The sequence below is a fragment of the Kribbella sp. HUAS MG21 genome (assembly GCF_040254265.1).
Taxonomy (GTDB): Bacteria; Actinomycetota; Actinomycetes; order Propionibacteriales; family Kribbellaceae; genus Kribbella.
This window is the reverse complement of the sequence record NZ_CP158165.1, coordinates 4,377,792-4,392,732: the sequence shown is the minus strand read 5'-3', so window position 1 is coordinate 4,392,732 and position 14,941 is coordinate 4,377,792. Positions and strand designations below refer to the sequence as shown.

At 70.6% G+C, this 14,941-nt stretch carries 12 protein-coding genes; 8 read left to right on the top strand and 4 right to left on the bottom strand.

Features of this window, described 5'->3' with window-relative positions:
* The first annotated feature begins 39 nt into the window (after positions 1 to 39).
* Together ABN611_RS21635 and ABN611_RS21630 are read left to right on the top strand one after the other, a co-directional pair.
* On the top strand, positions 40 to 660 hold the full coding sequence (locus tag ABN611_RS21635; RefSeq protein ID WP_350274021.1) for a bifunctional 4-hydroxy-2-oxoglutarate aldolase/2-dehydro-3-deoxy-phosphogluconate aldolase: 621 nt from the start codon (positions 40 to 42) through the stop codon (positions 658 to 660).
* A gap of 33 nt (positions 661 to 693) precedes the next feature.
* Positions 694 to 1,629, top strand: a complete 936-nt coding sequence (locus ABN611_RS21630) for a sugar kinase (RefSeq protein WP_350274020.1) — start codon at positions 694 to 696, stop codon at positions 1,627 to 1,629.
* A gap of 42 nt (positions 1,630 to 1,671) precedes the next feature.
* On the opposite strand, the gene ABN611_RS21625 is transcribed toward ABN611_RS21630, so the two are convergent.
* Complete coding sequence (locus tag ABN611_RS21625) at positions 1,672 to 2,226, bottom strand: TetR family transcriptional regulator (RefSeq protein ID WP_350274019.1); 555 nt, start codon at positions 2,224 to 2,226, stop codon at positions 1,672 to 1,674.
* A 62-nt stretch (positions 2,227 to 2,288) separates the two neighbouring features.
* Here ABN611_RS21625 and ABN611_RS21620 point away from each other — a divergent pair, with 62 nt between their 5' ends.
* Positions 2,289 to 3,176: an alpha/beta hydrolase gene (locus ABN611_RS21620; protein ID WP_350274018.1), complete on the top strand. Its 888-nt coding sequence runs from the start codon at positions 2,289 to 2,291 to the stop codon at positions 3,174 to 3,176.
* 53 nt (positions 3,177 to 3,229) lie between these two features.
* Positions 3,230 to 3,997, top strand: coding sequence for a phosphotransferase (locus tag ABN611_RS21615; RefSeq protein ID WP_350274017.1), 768 nt, complete (start codon positions 3,230 to 3,232; stop codon positions 3,995 to 3,997).
* Between the two features lies 1 nt (position 3,998).
* On the opposite strand, the gene ABN611_RS21610 is transcribed toward ABN611_RS21615, so the two are convergent.
* Complete coding sequence (locus tag ABN611_RS21610; protein WP_350274016.1) at positions 3,999 to 5,465, bottom strand: ATP-binding protein; 1,467 nt, start codon at positions 5,463 to 5,465, stop codon at positions 3,999 to 4,001.
* Positions 5,465 to 7,126 (bottom strand): FAD-dependent oxidoreductase, encoded by a 1,662-nt coding sequence (locus ABN611_RS21605; RefSeq protein WP_350274015.1) that lies wholly within the window; start codon positions 7,124 to 7,126, stop codon positions 5,465 to 5,467. The genes ABN611_RS21610 and ABN611_RS21605 overlap by 1 nt, the downstream gene beginning before the upstream one ends.
* 290 nt (positions 7,127 to 7,416) lie before the next feature.
* Here ABN611_RS21605 and ABN611_RS21600 point away from each other — a divergent pair, with 290 nt between their 5' ends.
* Both ABN611_RS21600 and ABN611_RS21595 read left to right on the top strand, forming a co-directional pair.
* Positions 7,417 to 8,082, top strand: coding sequence for a class I SAM-dependent methyltransferase (locus tag ABN611_RS21600; RefSeq protein WP_350274014.1), 666 nt, complete (start codon positions 7,417 to 7,419; stop codon positions 8,080 to 8,082).
* Positions 8,083 to 8,225: 143 nt separating this feature from the next.
* Positions 8,226 to 11,216: a S8 family serine peptidase gene (locus ABN611_RS21595; protein WP_350274013.1), complete on the top strand. Its 2,991-nt coding sequence runs from the start codon at positions 8,226 to 8,228 to the stop codon at positions 11,214 to 11,216.
* Positions 11,217 to 11,221: 5 nt separating this feature from the next.
* On the opposite strand, the gene ABN611_RS21590 is transcribed toward ABN611_RS21595, so the two are convergent.
* Entirely contained in the window at positions 11,222 to 11,977 is a 756-nt protein-coding gene (locus ABN611_RS21590) for a hypothetical protein (protein WP_350274012.1), read from the bottom strand.
* Positions 11,978 to 12,633: 656 nt separating this feature from the next.
* Here ABN611_RS21590 and ABN611_RS21585 point away from each other — a divergent pair.
* Both ABN611_RS21585 and ABN611_RS21580 read left to right on the top strand, forming a co-directional pair.
* Complete coding sequence (locus tag ABN611_RS21585) at positions 12,634 to 13,782, top strand: helix-turn-helix transcriptional regulator (protein WP_350274011.1); 1,149 nt, start codon at positions 12,634 to 12,636, stop codon at positions 13,780 to 13,782.
* Positions 13,783 to 13,819: 37 nt separating this feature from the next.
* Positions 13,820 to 14,929 (top strand): branched-chain amino acid aminotransferase, encoded by a 1,110-nt coding sequence (locus ABN611_RS21580; RefSeq protein ID WP_350274010.1) that lies wholly within the window; start codon positions 13,820 to 13,822, stop codon positions 14,927 to 14,929.
* Positions 14,930 to 14,941 lie beyond the last annotated feature (12 nt).

Below are 14,941 nucleotides of genomic sequence, written 5' to 3'. Positions count from 1 at the left end.
GGACGTCCTATGTCCGAATCGTCACTTAGGTTGGAGACCATGGATCTGCTTGCCGAACTGCGCAGCCGGAAACTCCTCGCGATCATCCGCGCCGACGGGGCCGACACCGCCCTCGCCTGCGTCCAGACCCTGGTCGAGGCGGGCATCACCGCGCTCGAGATCTCGCTCACCACGCCCGGCGCTGCCGACGCGATCGCCACGGCGCGGGCGCAGTACGACCCGGACATCCTGATCGGCGCCGGCACCGTGGTCACCGCCGCCCAGGCCGACGAGGTCGCGGCGGCGCACGCCGACTTCACGGTCACGCCCGCGATCACCCGCGGCGCGCACCGCTCGGTCGAGGTCGGCCTCCCGCTGCTCTGCGGCGCGCTCACGCCGACCGAGGTGGTCGCCGCCCTCGACCTCGGCGCGACCGCCGTCAAGATCTTCCCCGCCAAGCTGCACGGCCCCGGGTACCTCTCCGAGCTGCGCGCCCCGCTCCCGGACGCACCACTGATCGCCGTCGGCGGGATCGACGCCGTGTCCGCGCCGAGGTACCTCGCGGCCGGTGCGCTCGCGGTCGGCGTCGGGTCGCCGCTGCTCGGCGACGCGGCGACCGGCGGTTCGCTCTCCGAACTGGCGATCCGGGCCGGCACCTTCCGCACCGAACTCGGCATCTGACCCCACCGCCCGGATCATCCAGGAGTGCTGAACATGACCGATCTGCTGACGCTCGGCGAGACGATGGTCTCGGTGCGGACCGCGCGGCCGATGCGGCTCGGCGGCGACGCCCACCTGTCGATCGCCGGCTCGGAGAGCAATGTGGCCATCGGCGTCGCGCGGCTCGGCCACGACGTCACCTGGTTGAGTGCCGTGGGCAACGACGAACCGGGTCGGCTGATCGAGCGGACGTTGCGCGCCGAGAACGTGCGGCCGCGGATCCGGTTCGCCGACGATGCGTTCACCGGGTTCATCGCGTTCGACCAGCCGTCGCACGACATCACCCGGGTCAGCTACCACCGCCGCGGCTCGGCCGCCTCGACGCTCACTCCCGAGGAGACCACCTCGGCTGTCGAGGAGCTGGCGCCGAACTTGCTCCACGTCACCGGCATCACGCCGGCCCTGTCCGCGTCGGCCCGGGCCGCGACGTTGGCCGCCGTACGTACGGCGGCCGCCGAGGTCTCGTTGGACGTGAACTATCGCGCCAGGCTCTGGTCCCGACCTGAAGCAGCCAGTGCTCTGCGCGAGCTCCTCCCCCACGTCCACACCGTCTTCGCCTCCGACGACGAACTGGACCTGCTGACCGACGCGGCCGACCCGATCGCCGACCTGCTCGCCGGTCCGTCCGTCACCACCGTGGTCGTCACGGCCGGCGGCAAGGGCGCGTGGTCGCACACCAAGGGCACCGAGGTGCAGACGATCCACCGGCCCGCTCTCCCGGTGACGGTGGTGGACAGCATCGGTGCGGGTGACGCTTTTGTCTCCGGGTACCTGTCGGCGACCCTCGACGGCCTCGCCGTGGAAGCACGCCTCGACCGGGCCACCACCTCCGGCGCCTTCTGCGTCACGGCGTACGGCGATTGGGAATCGCTCCCCACCCGCGACGACCTGACGCTCCTCACCCACACGCAGGGCACTGCCCTCCGCTGAGCACCGCGGGGCCGACCGGATACCCGAGCAGCGCGGAGAGCCTCAGGTCGCCGCGAGGCCGCGGATCGCGCGTTCGACGGCGGGCCGCACCTGGAGCTCGCGGTCGACGGTGAGCCGGTGCAGGAGGAGCCCGTCGCCGAGAGCCATCACGGCTCGCGTCGCCGGCACCGGATCGGCGATCCCGACCGCGGCCACCATCCGCTCGGTCCACCGCTCGAACTCGCGGCGCTGCCGCCGCAGCGGCTCGCTGAGCTCCGGGTCCTCGGCCAGCTCGAGGAAGAGCGCGTAACGGGCGCGGGTCCGGGTGGCGAAGGGCCCGGACTGCAGTTCGATCACCGTACACAAGCCGTCGATCAGCTCGTCGACGTCCGATATCGACGCCGCCACGGACGGGTCGAAGTCGGCTCGCTCCCGCTCGGCGATCCAGTCGACGACCCCGCCGAGCAGTGCGCGGCGGGTGCGGAACCAGTTCGAGGTCGAGCCGGGCGGCAGGCCCGCGCGTTCGTCGACCCGCGCATGGGACAGCGCGCGAACACCCTCCGCGCCGAGCAGCTCCACGGCCGCCTCGAGCCCGCGTTTCCGGGTCGCCGCCGGCATCGACACCGCCTTTCGAGAGGCCTACTATAAATATAGTATCGCCATCGTGCGAGGGGGGCACCATGTCCACATCCAAACCTGTCGCCGCCTGGTCACCGCCCTTGCCAGAGGCCCCCGGCTTCGATCATTTCGTCGTCGAACCACCCGGCCTGCGCACCCACGTCGCGGCCATCGGAGAGGGTGAACCGGTCGTGATGTTGCACGGCTTCCCCCAGCACTGGTGGCAGTGGCGCGCCGTCGCGCCGGCCATCGCCGCCGCGGGGTACCGCGTCCTCTGCCCCGACCTGCGCGGCGCCGGCTGGACCGTCGCCGACGACCCGCGGGTCGAGCGCGAGACCCGGCTCCGCGACCTGCTCGCCCTGTTCGACGCCCTCGGCATCGAACGCGCGCACGTCGTCTCCCACGACATGGGCGTCATCACCGCGATGCAGCTGAGCTACGAACACCCCGAGCGGATACGGACCGCCGTACAACTCTCGGTGCCGCCGGGCTTCTGCACCTTCAGCCCGAAGATGGCGCCGGGCTTCCGGCACCTGCCGCCGTTCATCTGGCACCGCCCGGGCGCCTCCCTGCGGGGGGTCTTCTCCGCGGCGTACGTCGCCCATCCATTGCCGGAGGCGACCATCGAGGCGCACCTCGCCCCGCTGCGCCGACCCGAGATCGACGGCGCCGTGCGTCCGCTCACCCGGGGCATGATCCTGCCCGAAGCGCTGCGGATGATGCGCGGGACCTACCGCCGGCGGCGGCTCACGGTGCCGACCCTGGTCGTCTTCGGCCGGCGGGACCGCCCCTGGACGGAGGAGGTCCTGAGCCGGATCTGCCGCAATCCGGAGCGGTACGCCGACCGCGTCGAGTTCACGTACGTCGACGACGCGGCCCACTTCATCACCGACGACGCCCCGGCCGAGGTCGCCGACCGCACCCTCGACTGGTTCGCCCGCGCTGCCTGAGCTGCCTCTGCCGGCCGCAGCCAAAGGCCCCCGGCTCTGGCAGCATGGCGCGCATGTCCGATCGGTTGCCAGGTGGGTTCGACCGCGGTGCGGAGCTGGTCGACGGCACGGTCCGTCGTACACCGGGGCCGTGGACGCCATCGGTCCAGGCGTTGCTCGCCCACCTGGAGGCGGCTGGGTTCGACGGTGCGCCCCGGCCGCTCGGGTTCGACGCGGCCGGGCGCGAGGTGGTCAGCTTCCTCGACGGGCAGACCGTCGGTACGTCGAGACCGTGGCCGGCCTGGACCCACAGCGACGCGGCGTTGGTTGATGTAGCGACTTGGCTTCGCCGGTACCACACCGCCGTCGCCGACTTCGTTCCCCCGGCGTCGTCGTGCTGGCGCGAGGGCGGCGCCTGGACACCCGGCCAGATCATCGCCCACAACGACGCGGCGCCGTACAACGCAGTGTGGAACGACATCGGCCTGGTCGGTTTCGTCGACTGGGACATGGCCGGCCCCGTCACTGCCGAACTCGACGCCGCCTGGGTCGCGTTCTCGTGGGTCCCGTTCCACGCGTCCCACGTGATCGCCGCCGAGGGTTTCACCGACCTCGGCGCGCGACCGCGCCGGCTGGAGCTCTTCCTCCGGACCTACCGGTGGCCGGGCACCACCCGGGACTTCGCGGACCTGATCGCGGCCCGCATCTCCCACCAGCTGTCCGTTCTCACGGGCAACGCCGACGCGGGCGATCCGACGTACCGGAAGATCGTCGACGCCGGGCGTGCCCGTGATCTCGAAGTAGCCCTCGAAGAGCTCCGCGCCGCGGGTCCGGCTGACTGACTTAGGACAGCAGCGCCGGGTCGGACTCCAGTTCGCGTTCGGGCTCGAGGGGCAGGACGATCTTGAACACGGTGCGACCGGGCTCGGACTCGACGCGGAGGTCGCCGTGGTGTTTCTTGACGACGATCCGCCAGGAGATGTCGAGGCCCAGGCCGGTGCCCTCGCCGATCGGCTTCGTGGTGAAGAACGGCTCGAAGATCCGCCGCCGGATCTCCTCCGGGATCCCCGGACCGGTGTCGCCGATCTCCACGACCGCGTAGCCGCCGTCGCGCCGCGTGCGGATCGTCAGCGTCCCGGAGCCGCCCATCGCGCTCACCGCGTTGTCGATGATGTTCGTCCAGACCTGGTTGAGCTCCGCGGCGTACGCCGGGATCGCGGGCAGCTCGGGATCGAAGTCCTTGACGATCTCGTACCCCTGCAGCTTGCCCGACATCATCACCAGCGTCGACTTCAGCAGCTCGCGCAGGTCGACGGTCTGGTACGGCGCCCGGTCGATCTGCGAGTACTGCTTGGCGGCACCAACGAGTGTCGAGATCCGGGTGACCGAGTCGTCGATCTCGTTCATCAGCGACTCGGTGTCGATCGTGTACATCAGCCACCGGACGGCGCCCTCGAGGTACTTCGGGCCGACCACCGCCAGCACGTTCTCCATCCACGGCACGTCCAGCCCGGCGGACGCCAGCACCGGCGCCACGTCCCAGCTGGCCTGCACGTCGTGGTCGTCGAGCCAGTCGGTGAGCAGGTCCTCGCGGTCGGACAGCTCCATCGGCGGAACGTCCTTGTCCTTGTTCTTCTCCAGCCGCTCGACCGCGTCGTCCTGCAGCTCGACGATCTGATGCAGCTTGGTCGCGTCGAGCGTGCCGTCGGCGAGCATCGCCAGCTTCGACCGCATCCCCGACACCCGCTGCCGCAGCGTCGCCGCGGCCCGGACCGCCGCCGCAGCGGGGTTGTTCAGCTCGTGAGTCAGCCCCGCGGACAACGAGCCGAGGGCGAGCAGCCGCTCGCGCTCGCCGAGCGTCTCGTTGGTCCGCCGCATGCCCATCACGAAGCCCTCGATCAGGTGCACGGCCATCGGGAACCAGGTGTTCATCATCGTCGCCATCGTCTCGGCGCCGACGACGAAGAACTCCGACGGCTGCGTCACCTGCATCGTCGCCGTGTACGACTTGTGGTCGGTGGCGCCGAAGAACGCGTTGAACGCACCGGCGTACACCCCGCGCTGGCCGGTCCGGTTGATCTCCACCAGCTCGCCGTGCGACAGCTTGCACAGCCGGAGCTCACCGGAGAGCAGGACGTAGCAGCAGGTCGCCTCGTCGCCCTCGTTGAAGACCGTCCCGTCGTGCACGCTCTCGACGTACCCGGCGTCGGACAGCCAGCGCAGCTGCTCGTCGCTCAGGCTCTCGAAGAGGAACAGCGTGCGCAGCTCGTCAGGCGTCAACCGCCGCGGTTCCACAGCTTGGTCAGTCATCAGAGCATCTCCAGGTATCGGTGCACCAGTGTCACGGCCATGGCCCCGTCGCCGACCGCCGAGGCGACCCGCTTCACCGACTCGGCCCGGACGTCGCCCGCGGCGAACACGCCTGGCATGCTCGTCTCGAGGTGGTACGGCTCCCGCTCCAGCGGCCAGCCGGTGGGCTTGCCGTGCAGGTCGGGGCCGGTGAGGACGAAGCCACGCTCGTCGCGGAGCAGGTCACCCGGCAACCAGTCCGTCCGCGGGGCCGCGCCGATGAACACGAACATCCACTCCGTGTCCACCTCCCGGCTCTCCCCGGTCTCGCTGTTCACCAGCGTGAGCCGCTCCAGGTGCTCCGAGCCCTTGCAGGAAACGACCTGCGTGCAGGTGTGCACCTCGATGTTGTCGATCTGCTCGATCTGGTCGATCAGGTACGACGACATCGTCGCGGTGAGAGATGGTCCTCTCACCAGCATATGCACGCGTTTCGCATGCCTGGAGAAATAGACCGCGGCCTGGCCGGCCGAGTTCGCCCCGCCGATGATGTAGACCTCGGCGCCGGCGCACGCCGGGCCCTCCGTGGTGGCCGAGCCGTAGTAGATGCCGCGGCCGCACAGGTCGTCGACGCCGGGCGCCTGGAGCGTCCGGTACGAGACGCCGGTCGCGAGGATCACCGAGTGCGCCGAGATCTCGCTGCCGTCGGCGAACCGCAGCCGGCGCGCGTTGCCGAGCGTCTCCAGGCCGACGACCTGCCGCGTGGTCAGCAGTTCGGCCCCGAACCGGACCGCCTGCCGGCGCGCCCGGTCGGTCAGCTGCGCCCCGGACACGCCGTCCGGGAAGCCCAGGTAGTTCTCGATGCGGCTCGACTGCCCGGCCTGGCCGCCGGTCGCCAACTGCTCGACCAGCACGGTCCGCAGGCCCTCGCTGGCGCCGTACACCGCGGCTCCGAGTCCGGCCGGTCCGCCGCCCACCACCACCAGGTCGTAGAAGTCCTGCGCCGGCGCCGTGGTCAGCCCGACCTTCTGCGCGAGCTCGGCCTCGGACGGCGCCACCATCACCGTCGCGTCGGGCGTGATCACGACCGGCAGCGACGTACCGTCGACGCCGGCCGCGTCGAGCAGCCGCTTCGCCTCGTCGTCGTCCACGTTGAGCCAGCGGTACGGGACCGCGTTGCGGGCGAGGAAGTCGCGGGCCGCGAACGACGGCGCGGACCAGCGGTGCCCAATCACCCGGGTCTCGTCACCGGACGGCTCCGGGGTCGAGCGCCACAGGTCGAGCATCGCGTCGACCACCGGATACAGCTTCTCCTCCGGCGGGTTCCACGGCTTGAGCAGGTAGTGGTCGAGGTCGACCACGTTGATCGCCTGGATCGCCGCGTCGGTGTCGGCGTACGCCGTCAGCAGCACGCGGCGGGCGAGCGGGAACAGGTCCATCGCGGCCTCGAGGAACTCGATGCCGGACATCTGCGGCATCCGGTAGTCGGCCAGCAGCAGCGCGACCGGCTCACCCCGCAGCTTCAGCTCCTTCAGCGCGTCGAGCGCCTGCGCCGGGTTCTCCGCCCGGACGATGCGGTTCTCCTCGCCGTACCGGCGGCGGAGGTCACGGGCTATCGACCGGGAAACGCCGGGATCGTCGTCGACGGTGAGGATCACCGCGCGGGTCGTTGACGCTGTCATGCCTCCTTCATACCAGCGGAGCCCTACAAACAGGCATCGGTAATCCACAGGGCCGGGCCCGGCTCGCGGGGGCGGCGCGAGCCGGGCCGTCAGTCATTGAGTAGAGAGGTTCCGTAACTGCTGGTCAATGTGTCGCGACGACGGGTACCCGACGCTGTCGGGAACCGGCCTACGCTTGGCGCGTGAGTGACATCGACTGGGGTCAGGGAACGTACGAAACGACAGCGGCCGACCTGGTGCCGGCGGCGCGGGAGCTGGTATAAGCCGCTCGGATCCAGCCCGGTGAGCACGTGGTGGACGTCGGCGCCGGCACCGGGAACGTCGCCCTGCTCGCCGCCGACCGCGGTGCCCGGGTCACGGCCGTCGAGCCGGCCGCGCGGCTTCGCGAGGTCATCGCCGAGACCGCGCTCGACCGCGACCTGACCGTCGTCGACGGCACGGCGGCGTCGATCCCGCTCCCGGACTCGTCCGCCGACGTGATCCTGTCGAACTTCGCCGTCATCTTCGCGCCCGACCCCGGCGCCGCCTTCACCGAGCTGGCCCGGGTCGCCAAGCCGTCCTCCCGCATCCTCCTGACCACCTGGCACCCAGGCGTCCTCAGCCAGCTCGTCGGCGTCATCCTCGGCGCGCTCCGCGAGATCACCGGCCAGGAGGTCGGCACGCAGTTCAACTGGCACGACCCGAACGCCATCGCCGGACTCCTAAGCCCCCACGGCTTCGACGTCTCCGGCAGCACCCTGGAGCTCGACATCGTCGCCCCGTCCGCCGAGGACTACTGGCAGACCCGGATCGCCACCCACCCGCTGGGCGTCGGCACCCTGCCCGTCCTCGAACGAGCCGGCCGCCTCGACGAGGTCCGCGACCAGGTGCTCCGAACCATCAACGACAACTGGCTCACGCCCACCGGCGAGGTCCGGCTGAAAGCGCAGTATCTGCTGGCAACCGCCACCCGCTGAGTGGCAGTTTCTCGCCAGCGGCTAGTTGAAGCCAAAACCGTGTAGTCGGCGCGGCTGATTGGCAGGCTCTTCGGCGTCCGAGCTCGGGGGCGGGCGGCCGGGGCTACAGCCACGGCCAGGACTACATGCCGTGGAGGCATCACGTGAACCATCCCAACCTGCGTCGGCGCGCCGCACTGCTTGCAGGCGCCGCGCTGATCACCACCGTCTTGGTGGCTCCACCAGGCTCCGCGAGCACCGGAACGGCCGCACCCTCCGGCAGCCGTTTCGGCTTCGCGCCTGGGCGGTACGTCGTCACGCTGGCCGACAAGCCGCTGGCGACGTACCAGGGCGGCGTGACCGGGCTCAAGGCCACCAAACCGGCGGCCGGCCGGAAGGTCGAGGTCAACAGCACCAGCGGCAAGGCGTACCGCGCCTACCTGACCGGCAAGCACGCACAGGTCGCGGCCAAGGTCGGGGCGAAGGTCGACCAGGACTACTCGACCACCCTGAACGGCTTCGCCGCCGCACTGACCGCGAAGCAGGTCAACGAGCTCAGCAAGACCCCAGGCGTCGTGTCCGTCGTCCCTGACCAGCTGCACCGCGCACTGGACGACCGCAACCCGACCGACTTCCTCAAGCTGTCCGGCCAGAACGGCGTCTGGAACAGGCTCGGCGGTACGGCGAACGCGGGCCGCGGTGTCGTCGTCGGTGTGATCGACACCGGCATCTGGCCCGAGAGCGCGTCGCTGTCCGGCCCCGCGCTGGGCACCGAGCCGCCGACGGCAGCTGACCCGTACCGCCCGTACCTGTCCGGCTCGACGACCGTGATGGCGAAGGCCGACGGCAGCACCTTCACCGGTAGCTGCGAGACCGGCGAGGACTTCACCGCCGACCTCTGCAACACCAAGCTGATCAGTGCGAGGTACTTCGGCGAAGGCTGGCTCAGCCTGGTTCCACCGGAGCGGCGCGCCGACTACGAGTCGCCGCGCGACGGTGAGGGCCACGGCACGCACACTGCGACCACCGCGGCCGGCCGGGCCGACGTGGACGTCGTACTGGGCGGCCGCGACCTCGGCACGGTGACTGGTGTCGCACCTGCGGCCAAGATCGCTGTCTACAAGGCACTGTGGTCCGGCACGACCGCCAACGACACCGGCGGTCTCACGTCGGACCTGGTCGCCGCGATCGACCAGGCGGTGGCCGACGGCGTCGATGTCATCAACTACTCGGTCGGCTCGATCATCGAGTCCCCTGTGACGGACCCGGTCCAGCTGGCGTTCCTGTCCGCTGCCTCGGCCGGTGTCTTCGTCGCCGCGGCCGGCGGCAACTCCGGCCCGGACGCGTCGACGCTCGACAACACCTCTCCGTGGGTGACCACCGTCGGAGCCACCACGGTCGCACCGTGGAACGGCACGGTGGTGCTGGGCAACGGCCAGAAGTACTCAGGTGTCAGTACTACGGTGTCCACCGCGACCGGCAGCAAGCCTCTCGTCAACGGGGCAGCAGTCAGGAACGCTGGTGTGAGCGACGCGGACGCCCTCATCTGCCTGCCGAACACACTCGACCCGAGCAAGGCGGCCGGCAAGCTCGTCGCCTGCGACCGCGGCGTCAACGCCCGCGTGGAGAAGTCTGCCGAAGTACAGCGGGCAGGTGGCGTCGGAATGGTGCTGCTGAACCTGTTCGACCAGGACGTGGTCGGCGACTCGCACGTCGTACCCACGGTGCACCTCAACGCACCGGCTGCTCTGTCGGTGAAGTCCTATGCGGCACAGGCAGGTGCGACCGCAGACCTCCTTCCCGGCAACCAGACCGGCACTGCGACGCCGTACCCGCAGATGGCGGACTTCTCGTCGCGTGGCCCGTCTCTGGTGAGCAACGGCAACCTGCTGAAGCCTGACCTCGCTGCACCGGGTGTCAACGTGCTGGCCGCAGTAGCGCCGCCTACCAACGGCGGACAGGACTACGCGTTCCTGTCGGGTACGTCGATGGCGGCACCGCATGTAGCGGGTCTGGCGGCGCTCTACCTGGCGAAGCACCCGGGCTGGTCGCCGATGGCGGTCAAGTCGGCGCTGATGACGACTGCCGGCAACGTGTTGACCTCAACTGGCGCTGTGAACACCAACCCGTTCGACGCCGGGGCCGGTGAGGTGCAGCCGTCGAAGATGCTGGACCCGGGCCTGGTCTACGACTCGGGCGACACGGACTGGCTGGGTTACCTGGAGGGCGCCGGCATCAAGACCGGCACCGGCGTACCGGCCATCAACCCCAGCGACTACAACGCTCCTTCGATCGCAGTAGGCCAGCTGCTGGGTACGCAGACGATCACGCGGCGAGTGACCGCGGTGACTCCGGGCCTCTATCGGGCGACCGTTTCGGTACCCGGCATGAAGGCAGTGGTGACTCCGTCGATCCTGCACTTCAGCAAGGCCGGTGAGACCAAGACCTTCAAGGTGCAGCTCACGCTGGCCACAGGTGACTCCGGCACCACCACCAACGGCTGGCTGACCTGGCAGGGCGCCGACAAGTCGGTCCGCAGCCCGATCGTCGTCGTACCGACGTCCGTGCTCGCACCGAACGCCGTCTCGGGCACAGGTGCGTCCGGCTCCACTTCGTTCACCGCCACGGTCGGCAAGGCCGGTGTCCCGATCCGGTCGTACGGCGTGGTGTCTGCTCCGCTGGTGCCAGGTGCTGTCCCGGCGGGCGCTGCCGACGCTGACCTGCCCGCCTACCCGGTGACCGTCACCGCACAGACCAAGGCAGTGCAGTGGAACATCAAGACCGTCGACCCTGCCGGCAGCATCTGGCTGGTGCTCTACAAGGTCGTGAACGGCCAGATGCAGTTCCTGTCGTTCGTCGGTGACGGCTCGAACCAGGCCTCGGCCAGCCTCGCGGCACCGACACCTGGTGTGTGGGGCGTGCTGGCGATCACCCTGTCCAACCCGCCGGGCGCCAGTACGACGGAGTACACGATGCAGACGAACGTCGTGACGAGCTCGACCGGCACCTCGCTCGAGGTGACACCGCCGGCGGCACCGGCCGCGTTCAAGCCGTTCCAGGTGACGGCGTCGTGGTCCGGGCTCGCGACCGGCCGGCGCTCCACCGGGTTCGTCGAGTTCCCGAACCGGGCCGGCACGGTGGTGACGATCAACTAGGCGACTTAGATCCAGCGCCGCCGGGCGGCCTGGATGCCCGCCTGGAACCGGGTCTGCGCGCCGAGCGCATCCATCAGCGCGCGGACCCGGCGCTGGGTCGTCCGGGGACTGATCCGGAGGCGGCGGCTGATCATGTCGTCCGTCGCCCCGCCGGCCAGCAGCATCAGGATGTCCCGGTCCGGCGCCCGCAACGCGGCCACGTCGCCACTGGCCTCGAGCTCCGGCATCGGGACCGCGAGGCCCCAGAGCATCTCGAACGTCGCGATCAGCCCGTCGAGCAGGCCGGTCGACCTGATCAGCAGATGGCTCTCCGCCGGCGCCCGCTTCGTCAGCGCCACCAGCGCCATGTTGTCGTCACCCAGCACCATCTTCATCGGCATCTGCGGCAGCACGCGGCTCAGCTCCCCCGCGGCCCGCAGCTCCGGCAGCACCGACATGACCTCCGCGGACTCGAACACCTCGAACCCGTAGATCGCCCGGTACACCAGGCCGTCGCCCAGCCGCTCCAGCTCGAGCTGCTGCTGCGACGCCGGCGGCGCCGAGTACGGCCCCCGGTCCAGCGCCCGGATCTGTTCCCGGCAGCTCCGCTGCATCTCCTCGTACGCCGCCAGCAGCGTCGGCCCGTCCTCGATCAGCTCGATCTGGTTCCCGTCCAGCACCGGCTTCCCCCGCGCCGACCGCAACTCCCCCGCCACCTGCCGCAGCCGGGCGACGTGAGCGTCCAATTCGTCCAGCGGATCGACCACCGCACCGTCCGCCATCAGCATCACCCCTCACCGAACCAGCCCAAACCCCCTCACACTAAACCGCGTCAAGTAACTCCAGACAGCGTCATCTCACGCTCATCTCCTGGTCACCTCACCCCGAAGGACCGCAGTCCAGGCACGGCCACGGGCGACCGCACCGGGAACACCGTCCGTCGGGCGCCGGTGCGGGCAGCCAGACCGGAGCTTCCCGGCGGCCAGGAACCGGTGGCGCGGCCGGCTGGGCCGCTGGTTCTGCAGCCGGCGGGGCAGGTGCTGTTGCCGGCGGCGGGGCGAGCCACTGGAGCTGGGTCGGCTCGCCGGTGGCGTGCACAGCCAGGAGCGTCTCGACGCTGTCCCAGGCCGAGGTGTTCGGCCAGCGGCCGAGCCACCTGACCGCGACCGCACCGTCCGACCACTCCGCCCCTTCCGCGAGCATCCGCGAGCCAGGCCCGCCGGTGTGGCGGACCAGGCGGAAGAGCCGGGCCTGGCGTTGCAGCGTGTTCACCTCCGCAGAATCGCCCAGAACGCACTGCGGACAACAGGTGTGGGCTGTGGGCCGCGGAATCAGCCCACAGCCCACATGCCCTTGTTTTGCACGGTTTTTGTCGGCGAGGGCTTGTAGCGTTCCCGGCACGCACCACATGAGCTCGAAGCGCGAACGGGGTGGTCCTGTGACCGACACAGCTTTCGGTTCCCTCCTACGCCAGTGCAGGCAGGCGGCCGGACTGAGCCTGCGGCAACTGGCAGCCCGCGTCGGGTACGACCACAGCTACCTGTCCCAGGTGGAGCGCGGGCAGCGGCCGGGCTCCGCGGACCTGGCGCGGCTCTGCGACCGGGAGCTTGGCACCGACGGCCTGCTGACTGCCACCTTCGAGCGACGGCCCGCCCGCGCAGGCCGGCTCCGGCCGGAGGCCGAGCTGTTGCCTGCCGAGCCAGTCGTCGCCGACCAGCTCGAGGCCGCGTGGCGAGGCCTGGTCGGCGCCCTCGACACCGTCGACCCAGCTCAGCTGTTCACGGACTTCCGCAGCGTGCCTCCGGCCGCACTGCTGCCGACGCTGGTGCGCCAACTGCACGGCGCAGACCGGGAAGAGGCGGCCGAGCTGAGCATCCTGATCGCCGAGACCCTGACCAGGCTGGGCGACCGCAGTACGGCGAGACGCTGGTGGTGGGCCGCCCGCGTAGCCGCAGACAGTGCCGGCCGCGGAGCGGAGGTGCGCGCCAGAGAGGCGCTCTGCGGCCTGACCGAGCGGCGACCGTTGCCGGAGCTGCTGGAGCTGGCAGACGAGGCGGTCGCGCTGGCTCGGCAAACACCGGCAGGTTGCCTGCCGCGGGCTGCGCGGGCGTTGGTGCTTGCCGAGCTCGGCCGGCGTCAGGAGGCGCAGCAAGCGCTGCAGGAGCTGATCGGTGTCGGCGACGAGCTCATGCAGCGCGACACCCCGCCGTACCGACTGCACTGGGCGGAGGGGCGCGTCTGCACGCTGCTCGGGTACGGCGTGGCGGGCTGTGTCCTGCTGGAGCGCGCCAGGGAGCTCTGCCCGGAGAGCTGGATCGGCGACCGCGCCAGACTCGACCTGTCGTTGGCCGAGTGCCTTGCGGTGGCAGGCGAGGTCGCAGCCGGGCTGGCCACGGCGCTGCGCGTCCTGGTCGAGCTACCGGACGAGTGGCACGACTCCTGGGTGTACGACGCCGCAGCTCGGGTGCTGCACGTCGTACCGGCAGAGCCTGGTGCGGCCGAGCTGCGGCGACTGCTGGTGCATCCGACGTACCGGAGTGGCCGGAGTGTGGGCGGCGGGTCGAGCTGGACGGGACGGCAGGGGTAGCGTGCTGCGAGTGACAGGTGAACAGCGGGGAACGGTGATGACAAGCGCGTGGGACTTCGCGGTGGAGCTGCGGAGCGACCCGGCCAGTGCGGAGGAGCGGGCAGCCGTGCTCGCGAAGCCGGCGTTCGGACAGTCGTTCACGGACCACATGGTGGTCGCCAACTGGTCGATCGCCCGCGGCTGGCACGACCCGAAGGTGACGGCGTACGCGCCGCTCTCGCTCAGCCCCGCGGCGGCCGTCTTCCACTACTCGCAGGAGATCTTCGAAGGCCTCAAGGCGTACCGGCACGCGGACGGCTCGGTGTGGGCCTTCCGCCCGGACCGGAACGCCGCCCGCTTCACCGCGAGCGCCGAGCGGCTTGCGCTGCCACAGGTCCCGGAGGACGAGTTCGTCGCGGCGCTGCGCGCACTGGTGACCGTCGACGAGGCCTGGGTGCCGTCGGCTGACCACGGCGAGACCAGCCTGTACCTGCGCCCGTACATGATCGCCACCGAGGCCGCTCTGAGCGTTCGCCCGGCCCACGAGGTGCTGTTCGGCGTCATCGCGTCACCCGCCGGCCCGTACTTCGACACCGGACCCAAGCCGGTCTCCATCTGGCTGACCACGTCGACGATCCGCGCCACTCCGGGCGGGACGGGCGCGGCGAAGTGCGGCGGCAACTACGCGTCCAGCCTCGCCGGCCTGGCCGAGGCGGTCGCGAACGGCTGCGAGCAGGTCGCGTTCGTCGACGCCACCGAGCACAAGTGGCTCGAGGAGATCGGCAGCATGAACATGTTCTTCGTGTACGCCGACGGCCGGATCGCGACCCCCGCCCTGTCCGGCTCGATCCTCGAAGGCGTCACCCGCGCCTCCGTGATCGACCTCGCCGCCGACCTCGGCCACCCGGTCGAGGAGCGCCGGATCTCCGCCGACGAATGGCGCGACGGCGTCCGCACCGGCGAGATCACCGAGGTCTTCGCCTCCGGCACGGCTGCCGTTATCACCCCCATCGGCCGCCTCGCCTGGCCCGACGGCGACCTCACCATCGGCGACCACTCCGTCGACCACGGCGTCGGCCCGGTCACCGCCAAGATCCGCTCCACCCTCCTGGACCTCCAATACGGCCGCACCCCCGACCCCCGCAACTGGCTCACCCGCCTGGCCTGACGCCGGTTGTCC

Coding starts and splice junctions, on each gene's coding strand:
- ABN611_RS21635 (WP_350274021.1), top strand. CDS start 40: ATGGATCTGCTTGCCGAACTGCGCAGCCGGAAACTCCTCGCGATCATC.
- ABN611_RS21630 (WP_350274020.1), top strand. CDS start 694: ATGACCGATCTGCTGACGCTCGGCGAGACGATGGTCTCGGTGCGGACC.
- ABN611_RS21625 (WP_350274019.1), bottom strand. CDS start 2,226: ATGCCGGCGGCGACCCGGAAACGCGGGCTCGAGGCGGCCGTGGAGCTG.
- ABN611_RS21620 (WP_350274018.1), top strand. CDS start 2,289: ATGTCCACATCCAAACCTGTCGCCGCCTGGTCACCGCCCTTGCCAGAG.
- ABN611_RS21615 (WP_350274017.1), top strand. CDS start 3,230: ATGTCCGATCGGTTGCCAGGTGGGTTCGACCGCGGTGCGGAGCTGGTC.
- ABN611_RS21610 (WP_350274016.1), bottom strand. CDS start 5,465: ATGACTGACCAAGCTGTGGAACCGCGGCGGTTGACGCCTGACGAGCTG.
- ABN611_RS21605 (WP_350274015.1), bottom strand. CDS start 7,126: ATGACAGCGTCAACGACCCGCGCGGTGATCCTCACCGTCGACGACGAT.
- ABN611_RS21590 (WP_350274012.1), bottom strand. CDS start 11,977: ATGGCGGACGGTGCGGTGGTCGATCCGCTGGACGAATTGGACGCTCAC.
- ABN611_RS21580 (WP_350274010.1), top strand. CDS start 13,820: ATGACAAGCGCGTGGGACTTCGCGGTGGAGCTGCGGAGCGACCCGGCC.